Source organism: Verrucomicrobiota bacterium JB022, assembly GCA_030673845.1.
In the GTDB taxonomy this organism is placed as follows: domain Bacteria; phylum Verrucomicrobiota; class Verrucomicrobiia; order Opitutales; family Oceanipulchritudinaceae; genus WOUP01.
The window spans coordinates 271893-289819 of sequence record JAUTCQ010000012.1; the positions used below are offsets into that span (position 1 = coordinate 271893).

The following is a 17927-nucleotide window of genomic DNA, read 5'->3' on the forward strand; positions in this document are numbered from 1 at the left end:
TCTACGTGGGCTAAAACTCGTAGACGACACCGATGCCGCCCAGCCACTGGTTGGCATCCCCTTCCTGCTCCACGATGGGGCTGTCGGCGGCGTCGCCCAGCACCTTCTGGTAGCCGAGGAGCCCGATCACACCCCACTCCTGGGTGAACATGTATTTGGCGCTGAAGCGGATGCCCACGTCCTTGAAGCCCGCGTCTGCCTCGTAGGGGGCCAGCCCGCTGCGTACCGCGTTATCGGCGTCGATGCCGAAATACGTCTGCTGATAGTCCTCGCTCGCGTAGGTCGTTTGCAGCGATACGCCGAGCGTCAGGACGTCGTTCACCTGATAGTCGTAGCTGGCGGCAAAGGAGAGGACATACCCGTCGTAGGTATCCGACAAGTCGAAGAGGGCTTCGGCCCGCAGCGAAAGGCGGTCTCGCAGCGAAAGAACGGCGTGGAACGGAAAGCGCACGAACACGCCCGCTTCGAAGGCGTCGTCGATCTCGCGTAGCCGGCGCACGGCCTCGTTGTCGACGTCGTCTTCACGCCCCCCGCGGAAGGAGAGGCTCGGGCCGAATTCCACCCACTCCCACGGCGAAACTTCGGCCCGCAGATCGGTGCCCAGAATCTCCAGCGAATAGCCTCGATAGTCGAGCTGGGCCGCGACCAAAGGCTTGATTTCGTAATCGTCCGAACCTTCGTATTGGGGCACGTTGGCGATACCCGCCGCCACAAAGCCCGTGAATGTGTCATCCGCCTGCGCGAGCGCATTTGCCGCCCATCCCCCTACCATGAGCGCCAGTACGGATAGATTTTGCGTAAGGCTCAAAGCCGTCATAGTTCCTTTTCTGCGTTGTTATTTTATAGACACCCTGAATTCCAGCGCATTTAGTAAGCATCCTTACTACATCTCAAGTCAAAAACTGACCTATGGCCCAACAAATTCCCCAAGATGAGGAGGACATGTTTCAGCTGTTCGCGAAGATCAGCATGATTCACAACCACGTAACGTCCAAATTCGTGAACGTGCTACCGCATGGGCTTACGATGGCCCAATTCAGCATCCTGCACCACTTGTACAAGCGGCCGGGCGTCGAAAAGACCCCGCTGGAGCTGGCCAACCATTTTTTACTGAGCAAGCCTAGCATCGGCGAAGCCCTCGACAAGCTGGCCAAAAAAGGGTTCGTAACCCTCAAAAAGAACCAGAACGACGGACGCAGCAAAGTCGTAAGCGTGGCCCCGGCGGGCGTGGAAGCCCATCACGAAGCCGTGGCCGCGATCATGCCCTTCCTCGTGGCGATGCGCGAAGCCGTCGGCGCCGAAACGCTGCTGGCGGCAAGCGATATCCTCTACCCGATCCGCGAATGGTTGCGCGAACAGCGCTGACCTTGCCGGAGCGCCCTACCCTTCCATCGAGCGTGCGACTTTCAACTGCTCGATCTGGGGCTTGATGACTTGCTCGTAGTAGTTGGGCTCGATCCCGTGCGAAACGGTGATGCCGAAGTGCTTTTGCATGAACTCCTCGATCGTCTGCCAGCCTTCTTCCGGGAAATTGATCTTCTTGGTGTAGGCGCAGATGGTGAGGACGTTTTCGAGCGAGTGGATGCGCGAGGTGGCGCGCAGGATGCGCTCGGCCACCTTCAGGCGAATCGTTAATTGGATACGGTCGAGCGGCTTCGTGAGGAAGTCGTCGACGCCTGCGTCCATGGCCTTGAAGTAGTTCTCCCGCTGCCCGACATTGGCCGTGAGCATCACGATGTAGGTGTAGTCGGACTTGGGGTGGCTGCGGATCTTCTTCACCAGGTCGATCCCGTCCATCTTGGGCATGAGCCAGTCGCTGACGACCAGACGCGTCGGCACGGTCTGATAGAGGCGCCAGGCCTCTTCGCCGTCTTCGGCTGCAGTCACCTCGTGTCCCAACTCCTCCAGGATGTTGGTGAGCAGCTTACGCGAGATAAAGTCGTCTTCGGCAACGAGGATGTTCATGTGAGCGGGTCCAGACTATTGAAGAAACGAGAGAAATCAGCGGCAAGCAGCAGCTCTTTTCCCTCCGTCCGGCCCGTCTAAAGACCAGACACAAAGCACTCTATCGTCCAAGTGGGTAATTTTTGAAGAGAAATTCGCACCCATAAGTCGTTAAAAACGGGCCTACAGATGCGACGCTTCCACCCCTTTAGCGGACGATGACACGGATGAGGCCGCCCGCCGCGTAGTCGCCAGTGTATTGGTGGCTGCTGGTGCCCGCCCCGAGGTCGAGCGTCGTCAGCGTGGTGAAGCTGCCAGCACCCCAGCCTTGCAGCTGGACTTCTGCCGTGTCGAAATCGCGCGCGGCCGAGACGGTGAAGTGCAGCGTAAAATGGCCGTTGGCGACCGTAAGGCTGTCGACCGTCACGCCCACTCCGGCATCGACGGGGGTCGAGACCACCACGTCGGTCGGGTCCCAGTCGAGCTTCACGTTGGCGGTATCGGCGACCGTCACCTGTTGCTGGTGCGAGCCCCCCTCCCCTGTAAACTGGATGGTATAGCTACCATCGTTGGAGCCCAGGGGCAGCGTGTAGGCACCGGATGCGGCGCTGAGGGTGTAGTAGGCCCCGCTTTCCGCCTCGATGCGCACGTTGCCGACGCCTTCACCTGGGTCGTAGAAATTGTTGCCGTTGCCGTCGGTGTAGACGACACCGGTCAGGAAGCTCTGGCTGTTCGACGGAGCACCGAAATCCTGCGTCACGATCTGCGGCCCCACGCTGCCCTTGGTGCCGTTCACGATGCCGACGCCCACTTCCTTGAACTTGGGATTGTGGATGCTCTCGCGGTGGCCGGGAGGCGTCTGCATGCCGTGCCAGGCGTCACCACCCCAGTCGATTTGAAAGCCGGCGTGGCCGTACCAGGTGTAGCGGGAGTAGGCGAAAACGTTTTCACCAAGAGACGAGTAGCCGTAGCCTTGGCGCTGCACGCGGTCCCCGAGGTCGTCAAGCGGCTGGTTGGGGCTGGGCGGATTCGTTGAGCTGACGTGCCCCTGAAACTCGTTGTTGTACATGTCCTGCGAGTGCAGGCGGGCGGCGGCGATCAACTGCTGGTTGAACGCGACCGGTGGCAGGTGCTGGTCGAGCGTGGCAAATTGGCGCTTCATCTCGTCGAAGTCGACACCGCGCACGGCGTTGACCAGTCCGGCGTCGATATTGTCGATCAGGCGCTGCGCCTCCGCGTTGGCGTCGGCACGGGCACGGTTGATCAATTCGAGGTAGAGCGTCTCCTCGTCGTCCGGATCGCCAAAGGCATAGAAGTCCTTTGCCCGCTCACTGCCGATCTGGATATCGTCAATAAACCAGCCGGCGAGTGAGGAGGTGGGGCTGAAGGCGCTGCCACCGGTGTAATCGAAGAGGAAGCGCACATACACCGCCTGCCCCGCATAGGCCGCGAGGGAGAGGTTGATCTCGCTGAAGCTCTGCGGCAGGTTCGTGCTGTTGGTCGCGCCATTGCCGGCGTCTTGCCAGAGCGTCTCCCACGAATTACCGTCGGTCGAGACCTGCAGCTTGGCGACCTGGCTGGTCGTCGCAAAGCCGAGGCGGCTGAAGAACCAGAGCTGCGTGTCGGCCGTCACATTGATCGGGTCAGGCAGGCGGAAAGAAGCGTCGGTAAAAGGGTCTTTATCCGTTAAGCGAGAATTCGCCAAGCGGAAGGCGGCATCGCCCTGAGCCACGTAAGCGCCCTGCACCAGGCTGAAGGCGGAAAAATCTGTCGACCCGCCATTGAGAATGCCTTCCAGCACAAGGCCCGCGCTGCCTTCCTCGGCCCCATTGCGGTAGCCTGCGACGGCGGCGGCCGGTGCCACGGCACGAGTGGCTTGGGCTTGCGAGGCTGCGCGGAGGGGGGTGGCAGGGGCTGCGACCGGCTCCTGGGTCTCCGCCGGCTTCGTGATGGCGATGGCACCAAAGGAAAGGGTATTTGCACCGAAAACCGATCCCAGCGCGAGCAAAGTGGGGCAAATTCGTGACATAGACGTCGGCATTCCTGCCCTACTCGGCTGATCTAGACAACGTCTAAATAGGGCCTCTACTTTCCAGCCTGCTTTTTTACAAATAGCTGACCGTAGTGGCACAAAAAAGCCCGCGACCGGATGGTGCGCGGGCGAAAGGGAAACCGACCTCAAGAGCGGCTTAACCGTAAATCTTCTCCGAGAGCCAGGATTCGACCTGGTCGATCGGGAGGCGGATCTGTTCGGTGGTGTCGCGGTCGCGGATGGTGACGGTGTTGTCTTTCTCGATCGTGTCGAAGTCGATCGTGATGCCGTAGGGGGTGCCGATCTCGTCCTGGCGACGGTAGCGGCGGCCAATGGCGCCCGAGGCGTCCCAGAAGATGTTCCAGCGGCGGCTGAGCTGCGTGTAGAGGCCACGGGCCTTTTCGACCAGCTCGGGCTTGTTCTTGAGCAGCGGGAACACGGCGGCCTTGTAGGGGGCGATGCGGGGGTGGAAGCGCAGCACGACGCGCTTCTCCAGCTTGCCCTTTTCGTCGGGGATCTCGTCCTCGTAGTAGGCGGAGGTCATGACCGCGAGGAAGGTGCGGTCGACGCCCAGCGAGGGCTCCACGACGTGCGGGATGTACTTGAAGGGCTCCTTTCCGGCCAGCTTGCGCTCGTCGTCGAAGAATTCCATCGTCTTGCCGCTGTGCTCCTGGTGCTGCGTGAGGTCGAAGGCACCCCGGCAGGCGATACCCCACAGCTCCTGTACCCCAAACGGGAAGCGGAACATGATGTCGGTCGTGCCCTTGGAGTAGTGGCTCAGCTTTTCCTGCGGGTGCACGTCTTCGCTCAGCAGCTCGGGATCGACGCCAATGTCTTTGAGCCAGCTACGGCCCCAATCGATCCAGTAGCGGTAGACTTCGGGCCAGGTGCCCTCATCCGGGTCGATGAAGTATTCGAGTTCCATTTGCTCGAACTCACGGCTGCGGAAGATGAAATTACGCGGCGTGATCTCGTTGCGGAAGGCCTTGCCGACCTGGGCGATGCCAAACGGGATCTTCACGCGGGTGGTGTCGACTACGTTCTTGTAGTTCTGGAAGATACCTTGCGCGGTCTCCGGGCGGAGATAAGCGACAGCCGAATCGTCAGCCAGCGGCCCCACCTTGGTCGAAAACATGAGGTTGAACTGGCGCGGCTCGGTCAGGGTGCCGGCCTTGGTGGCGTCGGGGCCCCAGGCTTGCGCGCGCTCTTCCTCGGAGGCTTCGGTGAACTCGCGGATGTTGAGGGTCAGCGCCTCTTCGTCGACCTTCGCACCCTTTTTGTCGAGGGCCTTGCGGATGGTGGACGCGCGCTTGATCAGCGAGCCGGAGACGTCTTCGTTTTCGAGCACCACGGCGTAGCCCACCAGGCTGCTGTCGCTCGCGCCCTCTTCCGTCAGGTAGATCGGGGCAAAGAAGAGCTGGTCGGCCCGGTAGCGCAGGCGCGTTTCGCGGCAGTCGACCATCGGATCCGCGAAGGTGTCGACGTGGCCGGACGCCTTCCAGATCTGCGGGTGCATGATGATGGACGAATCGAGGCCCACCACGTCTTCACGTTCGTGGACCATGGCCTTCCACCAGGCATCCTTGATGTTTTTCTTCACCTCGGCACCCAGCGGGCCGTAGTCGAAGAAACCATTGTAGCCACCATAGATCTCGCTGGAGAGGAAGACGAACCCTTTGCGCTTGCACAGGTTCACCAGCGTTTCCATCGAGGGGAGTTTGCGTTCAGTCGGGGCCTCGGCCATAAGCAAGCCAGCTTGGGAGGCGGCTGCGCGTTGGTCAAGCGAAGGAAGCCGGGAAGCCGTAATCGGCACCCAACCCGCGCAAAACGTTTCTGCCCACGCGCCGCTTTTAGCCATTGATCAAGAGCGATAGGGTTTCTACCATCGCGCCGCAACTGAACCGAATCCTTCCTTTATGAGCCACGCCTTCAACCCTGCCGGACCTGTGTTCGTCATCGACGCGCCCGCCGAATCGCGCGCCGCCTTCATCCGCAAGACCTACGCCCACCTCGCCGCCGCGGTGCTGGGCTTCATCCTGCTGGAAGTCGCCTTCTTCTCCACGGGCATCGCGCGTTCCTTTGCCGCGATGGTGCTCGGCTGGGGCCAGGTGGGCTGGCTGGGCCTGCTCGGGGCGTTCATGGTTGGCGGCTGGATGGCCAGCTCACTCGCGCACCGCACAGACAACAAGGGCCTGCAATACGGCGGCTTTGCGCTCTACGTGTTGCTGGAGTCCCTGATTTTCATCCCGCTGCTCTTTATCGCGATGGCAGTCGTCAACGGCAGTGCCGAGCTGATCCTGCAGGCGGGCACCCTCACGGTGGCGCTCTTCATCGCCCTCAGCGCGGTCGTCTTCACCACAGGCAAGGACTTCTCCTTCCTCGGCTCGATCCTCAAGGTAGCCGGCCTGCTCGCGATCGGCCTGATCGTGGCGGGTGCCATCTTCGGCTTCGATCTGGGGCTCTGGTTCTCCTTTGCCATGGTCGGCCTCGCCGCCGGAGCGATCCTCTACACCACGTCCAAGGTGATGAACCAATACCAGGAAGACCAATACGTCGGCGCCGCCCTCGAACTCTTCGCCGCCATCGCCCTGCTCTTCTGGTACATCCTCCGCATCTTTATCGCGAGCCGCCGGTAGAAGGCCTGCAGCAGAATTTATAAAGAAAACGCGACCAAAAGATGGTCGCGTTTTTATGTAATAATACTGTTCGCGCTCTCCCCCCTTTCTGGCACCCCATTTGGGGTGCATCTGTTCTTTCGCACCTACCGGAAGTCGCCTGCGGCGACATCGCGGCTAGTCGCTGGCATCCTACGGATGCGTCGAGTCCACGCGCGAAGCTGCCTTCACGCATCCCACAGGGATGCTAGCAGCTAGCCGGATTTCGCCGGAGGCGCCCCCGGAGGAAGGCACCCATTGGGTGCCACTCCGATTGAAGGGCCATGCCACTTTGCCAAGCCCCCCCCCTCCTACTCCGCCCGCTCTGCCAGTTCGCGGATGCGCTTGAGGTCGAGTTTGCCGGAGGCGAGGCAGGGGATGTGGTCGACGCGCTTGATCGTGCGGGGGATCCAGAGGTTGGGCAGTCCGGCCTCTTGCAGGCGGGCACGGAGGTCTTCGGGCTTGATCGCGACGGCGGCGAGCAGCACGAGGCTTTCGCCTTTACGGGCGTCCTGAACCCCGGTCACGGCCACGAGGGGCGTTTCGGCTTCGTCGAGCAGGAAGGCGCGGGTAATGGTCTCCTCCACCGTGCCGTGCGGGACCATTTCGCCGCCAATCTTGGAGAAGCGGCTGAGGCGGCCTTCGATGAAGAGGTAGCCGTCGGCGTCGACGCGGGCGAGGTCGCCGGTGACATACCAGCCATCGTGGAAGGCCTGGCGGGTGCGGTCGGGTGCGCCGAGGTAGCCTTGGAAGACATTCGGGCCGCGTAGCTCGAGCATGCCCACGGAGCCTTCGGGCAGCGTTTCGCCCGTCACAGGATCAGTCACGCGAGCGGCGATGCCGTTGAAGAGCTTACCGACCGAGCCGGCGCGGATGCGCTCGTCATAGCTGGGGCTGGCCGGGAGGTTGACCGATACCACCGGGGCCGTCTCGGTGAGGCCGTAGCCTTCGAGGTAGACGCTGCCGAAGGTCTCCTGCCACTTCTCGGCAAAGCCTTCGGGCGTCTTTTCCGCGCCGCCGACGACGTAGCGCACGCTGCGCAGCTGCTCCGGGTCGATGCGGTTGAGGTAGGGGCGCAGGAAGGTGGGGGTGCCGACCATGATGGTGGCCTTTTCGGCCGCAATGGTCTCCGCGATCTTCTTGGTCTCCAGCGGCGAGGGCAGGCAAACGCAGGGCAGGCCGGTGACGAGCGGATACCAGAGCGTGACGGTGTAGCCGAAGCTGTGGAAGGTGGGAAGGTAGCAGAGCAGCTTTTGCGTGCGGTCGAGCAGCTCGCAGTCCTTGATCTGCTGGATGTTGCCGAGCACGTTGCGGTGGCTGAGCACTACCCCCTTGGGCTGGCCGGTGCTGCCGCTGGAGAAGAGCACGGTGGCCGGGCGTTCCCCGCCTTCGGTCGGCACGCGGTAGAGGCGCAGGAGGGCGGCGGCGGGCAGCGCCACGACTTTGGCAAAGTGCCAGAGCACGCGGGGCTTGGAGAGCGCCTGCTGCTCATGGAGGAGGTCGAGCGTGCGCTCGGTCCACGGGAAGTCTTCAGGCAGCTTGGCCTTGATCGGCCCTGCCGTGATGATGGTCTTGAGCCCGGCCTGCTCGATGCACTTGGCTACCGTCGCGCTGCCAGCGGTGAAGTTGAGGTTCACGGCGGTCTTGTCGAGCAGCGCAAGGGCAAGGTTGGTGATCATGCCACCGAGGCCGGCGGTGAAGACCACGCCCACCCGTTCTTCGTCGCGCAGCGGTTCGCGCCAGCGTTCGGCGAGGGCCAGAGCGGCGGCGAGGATCATGCCGCTGCGCAGCTCTTTGCGGCCCCGGGCACAGTCCACAACCTGGCGGTCAAGCGGGCGGGCGGCGAGCGCCTTGACGGCTTCGGCCGCGAGGTGGCTCTGCAGGTAGGGCTTTTGCGCGTAGGCTTCCGACTCAGCCACGGCGATGCGCTGGCGCAGGGCTTCGGCGTTCACTTTGGCAGGGGGCATGGGGGTAAGCAGGCGCAGTTGGGCCTGGCGGGGGTCGCGGAGTTTGGGGTAACGGGGTTCTAGCCACTTGAAGATACGGCGTTGGCGGTCGCGGGGGCAATAACGAAGGTGCACCGGGAAGACGGGGACGCGGGCACGGCGGGCGAGCAACTGGACGCCGGGCTGGAACGGCATCAGCTCACCGCTGACGGAAATGTTGCCCTCGGGGAAGATCGCCACGACTTCGCCTGCCTCCAGCGCCTTCAGCGCGGCACGGATGCAGCTGCTGGGCTGTTGCGGGTCGACGGCGATGACGTTGGCGGCACGGTAGAGCAAGCGGCCCCAGCGATACTTGAGGAAGTGGCGCGTACCCATGAAGCGGACCGGGCGCGGGCTGAGGGCACCGAGCAGGAGACAGTCGGCGTAGCTGAGGTGGTTGGGCGCGATCAGCACCCCACCCTCGCGCGGGAGTTGCTCCAGGCCGGTCGCCTTGACGCCCCACAGGCGGACGAGCACCCAGCGGAGAAAGAGGCGGAGCCAATGACTCCAGCCGGTTTCATGGGTGGCCGCAGCGGAGGCCGTGGCTTCCGGCGCGAGGGGGAGAGGCAATGTAGTGGCGGTGTTCATGCCATTTCCTATTGCCCGGATTGTGCCAACGAGCGTCCTCACTTACCGCAAGCCTCTGGTATTCAAACAAAAAGGAACCGCATTTCCAAAAACGCGATTCCTGATTACACTTTCGAATGCTCTTTTCCTGTCATCCGATCCGACATTTTATGTCGGCTTGATTACGCCTCGTCATCGGTCGGGTCGAGCTCCGGTGTAATGTGGCGGAGCGGGATGGTGAAGCGCACCGCCGTGCCTTTGCCGACTTCGCTCTCGAAGTGCAGGCGCCCACCCAGCTTTTCGGTGAATTCGAGACAGAGCTTGAGCCCGAGGCCCACCCCGCGCTCTCCGGCCGTACCGCGTGTGGAGAGGAAGCTGTCGGTCCGGCGGATTTCCTTGAGCTGGTCGGCATCCATCCCCACGCCGCTGTCTTTCACCTCAAAGTAAAAGGAGCTTTGGTCCTGCCATTGTCGCAGCTGGATCCGACCGGCGGCAGGCGTGAACTTCACCGCATTGGCCAGCAGGTTGCGCATGATGAAGGCCAGCATCTCGCGGTCGGTCTCGATGCGAGAGGTGATGCTGTTGTCGATCGCCAGGAAGATCTGCTTGTGCAGGGCCAGCGGGTGGAGCAGCCCGACGGACTCACTCATCACCTGCCCCGGGTCGACGGTTTCCCACTTGGGGTCGAGGCCGCGGCGGTGGCTGGTGGACCAGTGGAGGAGGTTGTCGAGCGCACTGGAGAGGTGACGCGTCATGTCCTCCAGCTCGGCACTGTAGGCCTGCAGCTTTTCGATGCTGAGGGTGCCGGGCGTTTGCTTGAGCAAATAAAGGATCGCATTGAGCTGAGCGATGGGTGAGCGCAGGTCGTGCCCAATGATCGAGAGGATCACATCACGCGTGCGCATCGCTTCGCGCAGGCCTTGCTGGGCGGCCAACGCGCGACGTTCGGCGCGTTTGCGCTCCGTCACATCTTCCAGCTGGACGAGTTGATACTGCCCTTGGGGGCCGAAGCTGCTGAGGTGGATCTGGAAGTAGCGGACGCCGTCTTCCAGCTCGACTTCGCAGCAGTGCGACTCGACCTTGCGGTGCTCCAGCAGGTCGATCAGGAGGCAGTGCTCATCCTCGCGCCGGGCCTGCTCGATATAGCTGCGCCCGACTTCCAGCTCTTGCTGGCGCACGGCCTGGAAGAGCTTGCGAAAGCGGTCGTTGGCATACACCACCGCCTGCTTCTGGTCCAACACCAGCAGACAATAAGGGACTGCGTTGAGCAGTTCCCTGGAAAAGGACTCGTCTACTGGTGGTTGGCTCAAAATCAAGATGTAAGGTTTTCTACCAATCGCCGCAATGAAGCCAATCCTTTAATGACGGAAATGGCGCACGCCGGTGAAGACCATCGCCATGCCGCGCTCGTTGGCAGCAGCGATGACTTCTTCGTCGCGGACAGATCCGCCGGGCTGGATGGCAGCGGTGGCCCCGGCTTCGGCAGCGGCGATGAGGCCGTCGGGGAAGGGGAAGAAAGCATCGGAGCAGATTACGGACCCTTGCAGGTCGAGCTTGGCTTCGCCGGCCTTCCATACCGCGATCTTGGAGGAGTCGACGCGCGACATCTGGCCCGCGCCGATGCCCAGGGTGCGCTCGGCCGTGGCATAGACGATGGCGTTGCTCTTCACGTGCTTCACCACGCGCCAGCCAAACATCATGGCCGCCCACTCTTCGTCAGTCGGCTGGCGCTCGGTCACCACCTTGCAGTTTTGCGGGTAGACCTTGCGCTGGTCGCGGTCTTGCACGAGCAGGCCGCCGACGGCGCTGCGGACGTCCTTGAGGCTTTCGGCCCCGACGCCGTCCTTGGCGATCATGAGGCGGAGGTTTTTGCGCTTGGCGAAAAGGCTGAGCGCTTCGTCGGTAAAGTGGGGGGCGATGATGACTTCGCAGAAGATCTCGCGGATGCGGTTGGCAAGTTCTTCATCGACGGTCTGGTTGGCCACGATGATGCCACCGAAGGGGGCTTGGCGGTCGGTCGCGAAGGCTTGGTCCCAGGCTTCCGTGAGGCTCATCGCACTGGCGACGCCGCAGGGGTTGGTATGCTTGAGGATCGCGACGGTGGGCTTCTCGAACTCGCCGATGAGGTAGGTGGCGGCGGAGATGTCGATGATGTTGTTGAAGCTCAGCTCCTTGCCTTGCAGCTGCTCGAAGACTTCGAAGAAGCGGCCGTAGAGGGCGGCCTTCTGGTGCGGGTTTTCGCCGTAGCGCAGGTCTTGGGTCTTGGGCAGCGAAAGCTCGAAGGTGCCGGGGAAGCCGGCCAGGGCGGCGGCATCGGGCGTATCGTCGGTGTATTGCTGGGCGAGGTAGGCACTGATGGCGGCGTCGTAGGCGCTGGTGCGCTGGAAGACTTTGAGCGCGAGTTGGCGGCGCAGCTCAGCGAGCTTTTCCGGCTCGGCCATGGCTTCGAGTACGCGGGAATAGTCGCTCGGGTCGACCACCACGGAAACGGAGCCGTGGTTCTTGGCCGCGCTGCGGAGCATGGAGGGGCCGCCGATGTCGATCTGTTCGATCGCTTCCGGCAGCGTCACGCCCGGCTTGCGCACGGTTTCTTCAAAGGGGTAGAGGTTGACGACCACGAGGTCGATCAGGCCGATGCCGTGGGCCTTGGCCTGCTCCAGATGCTCGGGCACATCGCGACGGGCCAGCAGGCCGCCGTGCACCTTGGGGTGCAGGGTCTTCACGCGGCCCTCCATCATCTCCGGGAATCCCGTGTATTCGCTGACCTCCGTCACGGGGAGGCCGGCCGTCTGCAGGGCACGCGCGGTGCCGCCGGTCGAGAGCAGCGTGTAACCATGCTGCTTCACGAGGGCTTCGGCGAAAGCCACGAGGCCGGATTTGTCACTGACGGAAAGAAGGGCGAGCTTTTCCACGTGCACAGTTCCATGGCTTCGATCCCCTTCTGGCAAGGCTGAAAGGTGCCTGCCTTGTACTAACTGGCCAGCATTGTATAACGGCTGGTGAGTCAAAGGGATGATCTCTTTTTTGAGGGGTAAATTTGTAAAGGCGGTCCAACGCTCCTCAATTCGCTGGCAATGGCGGGCAGACCGGCGCGTTCAGGCCGCGCTCGTCCGTCGCTTGCACGGGGGCCTGCAGCAGAGCCGCCAGCTGGGGCCGCTGCTCGTCGTAAAGGTGCGAAAAATGCCATTTGATCGGCTTGCGGCGCTCCGGCATCGCGATCTCCAGCGAATTGACCAGCAGCGAGGCCACCACGCGGCGTCCGCCCTCGGGTAGTGCCCGACGGCGTGTGGAGCGCAGGAAGCGGGGGTAGACGATCTCGGCCTGCCCCGGCTTGGCGATGAGGAAGCAGCGCCCGCGCTTGGGGATGCCTTGCCATTTGCGGTTGGGGAAGGCTTTGACCACCAGCGCGCCCTCCCCCGCCTCTTCCTGCCACGGCTTCAGTTGCGCCGCATCGGGGTCGTAGTGCGGGAAGCCCAGGGAGCGGATGATGCCGCGCAGGGGCGGAGCGGCCAGCATGCTGTGATAGAAGGTGGTGCGGCGCTTGACCCAGACGAAGAGCACGAGGCAGACGAGGAAGATCAGCAGGTTGAGGGCGAGTGCCGTCATCGGATGAAAGGCATAGACGGCCACGAGACCGCCGCAGAGGGCCTTGCTCGCGACTTCGAAGATAGCATCGACAGTCGGCACCGGGCAGAGCCAGATCAACAGGTCGAAGAACATCTTGACGGTGTTGATGACCAGGAGATTTACGGCCGCGACGACAAACAGGATCGTCTCGATCGAAAGCGAGGCGATGCCCGCCTGCACCATCGGCGTGGCAGGCGTGGCCGCCCAGAGCCCTTCCAGGCTGCCCTCCGCCGCAAACAAGATCACCCCGTAGCTGATCATCGAGGCATAGACTTCCAGCTGGTCGGCCACCTGGCTGATCGGCTTCGACACCTTGGAGAGCTTGGGCAGCGTCGTGAGCACCGAGAGTCCGGCGAAAATGAAGAAGACGATGGGGCTGCCCAGCACCGGGTTGGCCTCCAGGAACTGGTTGGCAGGCACGAGGCCCTGTTGGCCCAGGAGCGAAATGCCGGAGAGGCAGGCGAGACCGAAAAAGGGCGAGATCGCGACCGCCGCCAGGGGCCCCAGCGTCTGCTCCAGCGGCAGCTTGCTTACCAGATCGCTCGTGGCGCTGGCGGTCGCCTGATCGCGGGCGAAATCGCTTTGGCGATACTGGCCCAAGGCCTGACTGCCGCCAAAAAACAGGGCTATAATCAGAAACACCCGCCAGAAACCGGCTGACCAGAGGGGAGAAAACAGAGATTGCATGACAGATTGAAAGACGGAAACCTAGGCCAAACTACCTGAAAAAGAGACGACGGCAAGCGTGAACCCGCCGCCTGAGCCCTTCCCCTCGCGCCGGTGCGGCGTTACTTGGTCTAATAACCGGGTAGGGCCTTTTTGATATGCTTTCCTTTGACAGGGTACCGGGCCCATTCTAGCTTAGGGGCTTATGCAAGAGGGTCGCACCACGTTTGCCGCCTGGGAACAGGATCTGGACCGTTTTCTGATCGCACCGGAAGACATCCAGGCGCGCGTCCAGGAGCTGGGACAAGCCATTACCAACCACTATGCCAATGTCGACGAGTTGACGCTGGTCGCAGTGATCAATGGTGCCCTGCCCTTCACGGCCGACCTCATGCGGGCGATCCAGCGCCCGGTGCGCCTCGACTGCATCCGCGTCTCCAGTTATCAGGACCAGATGCGCCCGGCCACCAAGCCGCAGATCCTCGACCGCATCCACCTCGACCTGCGCGACCGCCACGTGCTGATCATCGACGATATCCTCGATACCGGCAACACGATGAAGCGCGTGATGCGCGAGCTGCAGCACGAAAAGCCGGCCAGCCTCGCCCTTTGCGTGTTACTCGAAAAAGAAGACCGCCTGGAGGTTGACTTGAAGCCCGATTTTGTCGGCTTCCGCATCCCCGACGAGTTTGTGGTGGGTTACGGCCTCGACTTTGCCGAGCGCTACCGCAACCTGCCGGGCATCGGCGTGCTCAAGGCCGAGTGCCAGAACCCGCCCGAGTGGAATTAAGCCGCTCGCGCTCCTGCCCCTTACCCGTCGCGCGATGTCACCTGAAGCAAACGTTTATGAGACTGATGAGCTGCTGAGCCAGTATCTACTCTTCCACTACGGACAACCGGAAGACCAGCTACCTTGGCCCAATGGCCCCCGCGATGCGCTCGACTTCCCGGTGCGCTGCGTCACGGAATGTGTCGACACCGCCAGCCTGCCGGAGCACGCCCGTGCGCTCGACCTCGGCTGTGCCGTCGGTCGTAGCACCTTCGAGCTGGCACGCCACTGCGACAGCGTGATCGGCGTCGACTTCTCGTATACTTTCATCTTTGCGGCCCGCACTCTTTGCCGCGACCACGCCCTGCCCTTCGAAGTCCTCGAAACCGGCAGTATCTACCGCGAACTGACGGCTCACCTGCCCGACGTACCGTGCCACCGGGTGCGCTTCGAGCAGGGCGACGCCCAGCGCCTGCGCCCCAACCTCGGGAGCTTCGACGTGGTGCTGGCCTGCAATCTCCTCTGTCGCCTCCCCCGCCCGCAACTGTTGCTGGAGCGCCTGCCCGACCTCGTGAAACCGGGCGGCCAGCTCGTGATCACCACGCCCAACAGCTGGCTCGACACCTTTACGGCCAAGGAATATTGGCTGGGCGCCACGCCCGCCACCGGCGAACCGCTCGAAGCGCTTGAAGCCGCCTTGAGCCCGCACTTCGAACTCGTCCAGGCCAAGGACTTGCCGTTCCTCATCCGGGAGCACCGCCGCAAGTACCAGTGGTCGGTCGCTCAAGCCAGTATCTGGCGCCGCCGCCAGCCCTCTGCGTAAACGCATGGCCCCACCGACCCGTCAGCAGCTAACGCTTCTCTTTTACCTGCTGGGGACGGCCTCCGCCACTTACCTGCTGCTGTATATCGACTCGCCATGGCGCGCGCTCTGGCCGACTGCGGTGGGCCTGCTCGGCGTCTGGCTGCTGCGCAAGGTCGTCGTCAGCCTGCTCGTGGGCGCCTTTGCGGGTGCCCTACTGCTGGAGATGGGCAACCCGCTGGCCGCCGCGTGGTCGGTGCCGGTGGAGCACCTGGTGCCTTCGCTGACGAGCCCCTGGAACATCGGCGCCATCCTCTTCAGCCTGATGCTGGGCGGCTTTGCCGCGCTGATTGAAGCAGGCGGCGGCCTGCGCACTTTTGTGCAGAGCTTTCTCCAGGGCGCGCCGAACCAGTCTCGCCGGCTCCAGATGACGACGATCGGGCTGGGCTTTATCTGCTTTTTCGACGGGCTGGCCAACGCGCTACTCATTGGCCGGGTGACGCGCTCGCTCGCTCGCCCCGCCGGCGTCTCGCCTGCCAAGATGGCCTACCTCGCCGACAGCACGAGCTCGACCGTGGCCTGCATCGCCTTCATCTCGACCTGGATTGCGACCCAGTTGACGCTGATCCAGAGCAGTCTGGACGACATGCACCTCCTGGAGGACTATACCGCCACCGGCCTTTACTTCGCCTCCATCCCCACAAATTTTTATGTGCTCACGGCCCTGCTCCTCATGATCTGGAGCGTGTGGACCAACTGGAACATCGGGCCGATGGCCGCAGCCGAGCGCCGGGCGCAGGAGGCCCTCGCGCGCGGTGAAGCCCAAGGCGCCGAAGAAGCGGCGCCCTCCGCACCTTTCGCCACCGCCCTGATCCCGCTGGTGCTGTTGGTGGGGGGCATCATGGGGCTGTTTTACTTTTGGGAGGCCCGCCCGCTGTGGCCGGTGACGCTGCGCAAGGTGGCGCTCTCGTTCAGCAGTGGCGACGGCGCGATGATCCTCGTGCTCGGCACCCTGCCCGGCCTGATCGCAGCCTACCTGCTGTATCCTCGCCGCCCGGGCGAGCCGGGGCCGCTCAATGTCTTCCTGCGAGGGGCGCGCGACATGGCGGCACCGTTGTTGATCCTCGCCGCCGCCTGGATCATTGGCAGCGTGATCGGCGCCCTCGACGCCGCCGACGCCATTGCGCAACTGCTGCAGGGCAACCTGCCGATCAACTACCTGCCGCTGGCGGTGTTTCTGGTCGGCGCGTTCATCTCGTTTTCCACCGGCAGCGCGTGGGGCACGATGGCCTTGCTGATGCCCCTCGCCTTGCCCGCCGTGTTTGCGCTGGAGATGCCCGCCCCTTGCGCCCCGCTCGGCACCATTCTGGCCGGGGTCGTTGGCGCGGTCTTTGGCGGTGCCGTCTTTGGCGACCACTGCAGCCCGTTCAGCGACACCACCATCATGGCGTCCATCGCCTGCGAGGTGGAGCCGGTCGAGCATGTGCGCACACAGATGCCGTATGCCTTTATCGGGGCGGCCATCGCCTCCCTTGTCGGCTACTGGCCACTGGGGCTCGGGTGGACCAACATCTGGGGCAGCCTTGCCGCCATGGCCGCCATTGTGCTCGCGCTGCCCTTCATCTTCAGGCAGCGGAGCCTTGCACGCGGCGCATGATAAAGCCGCTCCGGGGCAGCGTGGGCATCTGATCGAGTGGGATCGAGAGGTCCTGCGGCGGCACCTCGTAACGCATCCCCATTGTCAGCAGGCGCACGGCGCGGCGCATGACCTCCACCGTGATCATCTCACCCGGGCAGCGGTGGGTAGTAAAGTGGTCGCCGGCCCCTTGCGGGATGAAGTTGTAGAGACTGGGCTCCCAGTCGATGAAGCGATCCGGCCGAAAGGCCTCCGGTGCGTCCCAAGTCCGCGGATCGCGATTGGTGCCGTAGAGGTCGAGCAACACCCATGAGCTACGGGGGAGCAGGTGCCCCTTGAAGCGCACGGGCCGCGTGGCCCGCCCGCCGATCAGCGGGAAAAACGGGTAAAAGCGACGCACCTCCTGCACCCAGCGCTCGACCGAAGCGGCATCTCGCGAGTCGAGCTGTGGGCGCGCCGCATGCTGCTCGTGCAGTGAGGCTGCAATGAACGTGATGTAACGCGCCACCGCCACCAGAGGTCGCAGCAAATTGAGCAGCTCCACCGAGGCGATGCTGGGGTCCAGCAGCTGGCCGTCGAGGTCGCGGTGATCGGCGAGGCGTTGGAGGGCACCTTCGGGCAAAGATTGCAGGCGCCCAGCCCTAACGTCTTCGATCAGACGGCGCCCTCGCAGCTCGGCTCGTTGGCGCTGGATCAAGGCGCCCAACACGCGGGGGCTCATGCGACCGGCGTTTTCAATCATGGCTGCAAGGTCGCGGGTCCAGTCTCGCAAATCGCCAGACGTGTGAGGGATACCGAGCCACTGCAGACCCGCGCGGCAAAGGATCGCCTGCGCTTCGGGGTGCAGCACCACGCTGTCGGCCCGCCCCCAGCCTGCCATGCGTTCCCGCCAGGCGTCCTCGAAAAGGTCTCCCACCCGTGCGATACCTTCGGGCGACATCAGCGACATGAAGAGCTTCTTGCGGTTGAGGTGCGCCTCGCCTTCGAGCGACTGAACGCTGCCCTTGTCCTGCAACAGGCGTAGAGTGGTGGGCGGCATGGCACCTTCACGCGAAAAATGCCCGCCTTCGTAAAACACCTGCGCGGCCTCCGGGCCTCGGATGCAGTATGCCCGACGCAAGGCCAACCGTGTTTCGAAGATGTCGGACTGAAACGCTTCGCAGCGACGCGAGATGAAGGTGTAGCCCTCCTTCAGCAGGGCTGCCGTGCAGTCAAAGCCATGGGTGCGGGGAATCTCGGCCATGA

The 17927-nt window shown here is 63.2% G+C and carries 14 protein-coding genes; 5 read left to right on the top strand and 9 right to left on the bottom strand.

What is annotated here, in order from left to right:
• Positions 1–10: 10 nt before the first annotated feature.
• Positions 11–772 (bottom strand): MipA/OmpV family protein, encoded by a 762-nt coding sequence (locus Q7P63_08080; GenBank protein ID MDP0500045.1) that lies wholly within the window; start codon positions 770–772, stop codon positions 11–13.
• Between the two features lie 170 nt (positions 773–942).
• Between Q7P63_08080 and Q7P63_08085 the strand changes: the two genes are divergently transcribed.
• The gene (locus Q7P63_08085; protein MDP0500046.1) at positions 943–1365 is read left to right on the top strand and encodes a MarR family transcriptional regulator; all 423 of its coding nucleotides are present in this window, start codon (positions 943–945) and stop codon (positions 1363–1365) included.
• Positions 1366–1380: 15 nt separating this feature from the next.
• Here the strand turns inward: Q7P63_08085 and Q7P63_08090 are convergent, their stop codons facing one another.
• The 3 genes from Q7P63_08090 to Q7P63_08100 all read right to left on the bottom strand — a co-directional run bounded on the left by Q7P63_08090 (position 1381) and on the right by Q7P63_08100 (position 5720).
• On the bottom strand, positions 1381–1965 hold the full coding sequence (locus tag Q7P63_08090) for a response regulator (protein ID MDP0500047.1): 585 nt from the start codon (positions 1963–1965) through the stop codon (positions 1381–1383).
• Positions 1966–2152: 187 nt separating this feature from the next.
• The gene (locus Q7P63_08095) at positions 2153–3973 is read right to left on the bottom strand and encodes a CAP domain-containing protein (GenBank protein MDP0500048.1); all 1821 of its coding nucleotides are present in this window, start codon (positions 3971–3973) and stop codon (positions 2153–2155) included.
• Between the two features lie 160 nt (positions 3974–4133).
• The gene (locus Q7P63_08100; protein MDP0500049.1) at positions 4134–5720 is read right to left on the bottom strand and encodes a glycine--tRNA ligase; all 1587 of its coding nucleotides are present in this window, start codon (positions 5718–5720) and stop codon (positions 4134–4136) included.
• A 172-nt stretch (positions 5721–5892) separates the two neighbouring features.
• Between Q7P63_08100 and Q7P63_08105 the strand changes: the two genes are divergently transcribed.
• On the top strand, positions 5893–6612 hold the full coding sequence (locus Q7P63_08105; GenBank protein MDP0500050.1) for a Bax inhibitor-1 family protein: 720 nt from the start codon (positions 5893–5895) through the stop codon (positions 6610–6612).
• 329 nt (positions 6613–6941) lie between these two features.
• On the opposite strand, the gene Q7P63_08110 is transcribed toward Q7P63_08105, so the two are convergent.
• From Q7P63_08110 to Q7P63_08125, 4 genes are all read right to left on the bottom strand, one after another.
• The gene (locus Q7P63_08110) at positions 6942–9203 is read right to left on the bottom strand and encodes an AMP-binding protein (protein MDP0500051.1); all 2262 of its coding nucleotides are present in this window, start codon (positions 9201–9203) and stop codon (positions 6942–6944) included.
• Positions 9204–9364: 161 nt separating this feature from the next.
• Positions 9365–10492, bottom strand: coding sequence for a HAMP domain-containing sensor histidine kinase (locus tag Q7P63_08115; protein ID MDP0500052.1), 1128 nt, complete (start codon positions 10490–10492; stop codon positions 9365–9367).
• A 48-nt stretch (positions 10493–10540) separates the two neighbouring features.
• The gene (gene purH / locus Q7P63_08120) at positions 10541–12094 is read right to left on the bottom strand and encodes a bifunctional phosphoribosylaminoimidazolecarboxamide formyltransferase/IMP cyclohydrolase (protein MDP0500053.1); all 1554 of its coding nucleotides are present in this window, start codon (positions 12092–12094) and stop codon (positions 10541–10543) included.
• 148 nt (positions 12095–12242) lie between these two features.
• Complete coding sequence (locus tag Q7P63_08125) at positions 12243–13496, bottom strand: hypothetical protein (protein ID MDP0500054.1); 1254 nt, start codon at positions 13494–13496, stop codon at positions 12243–12245.
• 184 nt (positions 13497–13680) lie between these two features.
• Between Q7P63_08125 and hpt the strand changes: the two genes are divergently transcribed.
• From hpt to Q7P63_08140, 3 genes are read left to right on the top strand one after another with little or no spacing between them, the layout of a single operon-like run.
• Positions 13681–14265, top strand: a complete 585-nt coding sequence (gene hpt / locus Q7P63_08130; GenBank protein MDP0500055.1) for a hypoxanthine phosphoribosyltransferase — start codon at positions 13681–13683, stop codon at positions 14263–14265.
• A gap of 34 nt (positions 14266–14299) precedes the next feature.
• Complete coding sequence (locus Q7P63_08135) at positions 14300–15067, top strand: putative 4-mercaptohistidine N1-methyltransferase (GenBank protein ID MDP0500056.1); 768 nt, start codon at positions 14300–14302, stop codon at positions 15065–15067.
• A gap of 4 nt (positions 15068–15071) precedes the next feature.
• On the top strand, positions 15072–16703 hold the full coding sequence (locus Q7P63_08140; GenBank protein ID MDP0500057.1) for a Na+/H+ antiporter NhaC family protein: 1632 nt from the start codon (positions 15072–15074) through the stop codon (positions 16701–16703).
• Here Q7P63_08140 and Q7P63_08145 read toward each other — a convergent pair.
• Positions 16672–17925, bottom strand: coding sequence for a cytochrome P450 (locus Q7P63_08145; protein ID MDP0500058.1), 1254 nt, complete (start codon positions 17923–17925; stop codon positions 16672–16674). The genes Q7P63_08140 and Q7P63_08145 overlap by 32 nt on opposite strands.
• Between the last annotated feature and the right edge of the window lie 2 nt (positions 17926–17927).

Bases quoted from the DNA above. Each gene is read 5' to 3' on its own strand.
- Q7P63_08135 (MDP0500056.1), top strand. From the start codon at position 14,300: ATGTCACCTGAAGCAAACGTTTATGAGACTGATGAGCTGCTGAGCCAG.
- Q7P63_08145 (MDP0500058.1), bottom strand. From the start codon at position 17,925: ATGGCCGAGATTCCCCGCACCCATGGCTTTGACTGCACGGCAGCCCTG.
- Q7P63_08110 (MDP0500051.1), bottom strand. From the start codon at position 9,203: ATGAACACCGCCACTACATTGCCTCTCCCCCTCGCGCCGGAAGCCACG.
- Q7P63_08125 (MDP0500054.1), bottom strand. From the start codon at position 13,496: ATGCAATCTCTGTTTTCTCCCCTCTGGTCAGCCGGTTTCTGGCGGGTG.
- Q7P63_08140 (MDP0500057.1), top strand. From the start codon at position 15,072: ATGGCCCCACCGACCCGTCAGCAGCTAACGCTTCTCTTTTACCTGCTG.
- Q7P63_08080 (MDP0500045.1), bottom strand. From the start codon at position 772: ATGGTAGGGGGATGGGCGGCAAATGCGCTCGCGCAGGCGGATGACACA.
- Q7P63_08085 (MDP0500046.1), top strand. From the start codon at position 943: ATGTTTCAGCTGTTCGCGAAGATCAGCATGATTCACAACCACGTAACG.
- Q7P63_08095 (MDP0500048.1), bottom strand. From the start codon at position 3,973: ATGTCACGAATTTGCCCCACTTTGCTCGCGCTGGGATCGGTTTTCGGT.
- Q7P63_08100 (MDP0500049.1), bottom strand. From the start codon at position 5,720: ATGGCCGAGGCCCCGACTGAACGCAAACTCCCCTCGATGGAAACGCTG.
- hpt (MDP0500055.1), top strand. From the start codon at position 13,681: ATGCAAGAGGGTCGCACCACGTTTGCCGCCTGGGAACAGGATCTGGAC.
- Q7P63_08105 (MDP0500050.1), top strand. From the start codon at position 5,893: ATGAGCCACGCCTTCAACCCTGCCGGACCTGTGTTCGTCATCGACGCG.
- Q7P63_08090 (MDP0500047.1), bottom strand. From the start codon at position 1,965: ATGAACATCCTCGTTGCCGAAGACGACTTTATCTCGCGTAAGCTGCTC.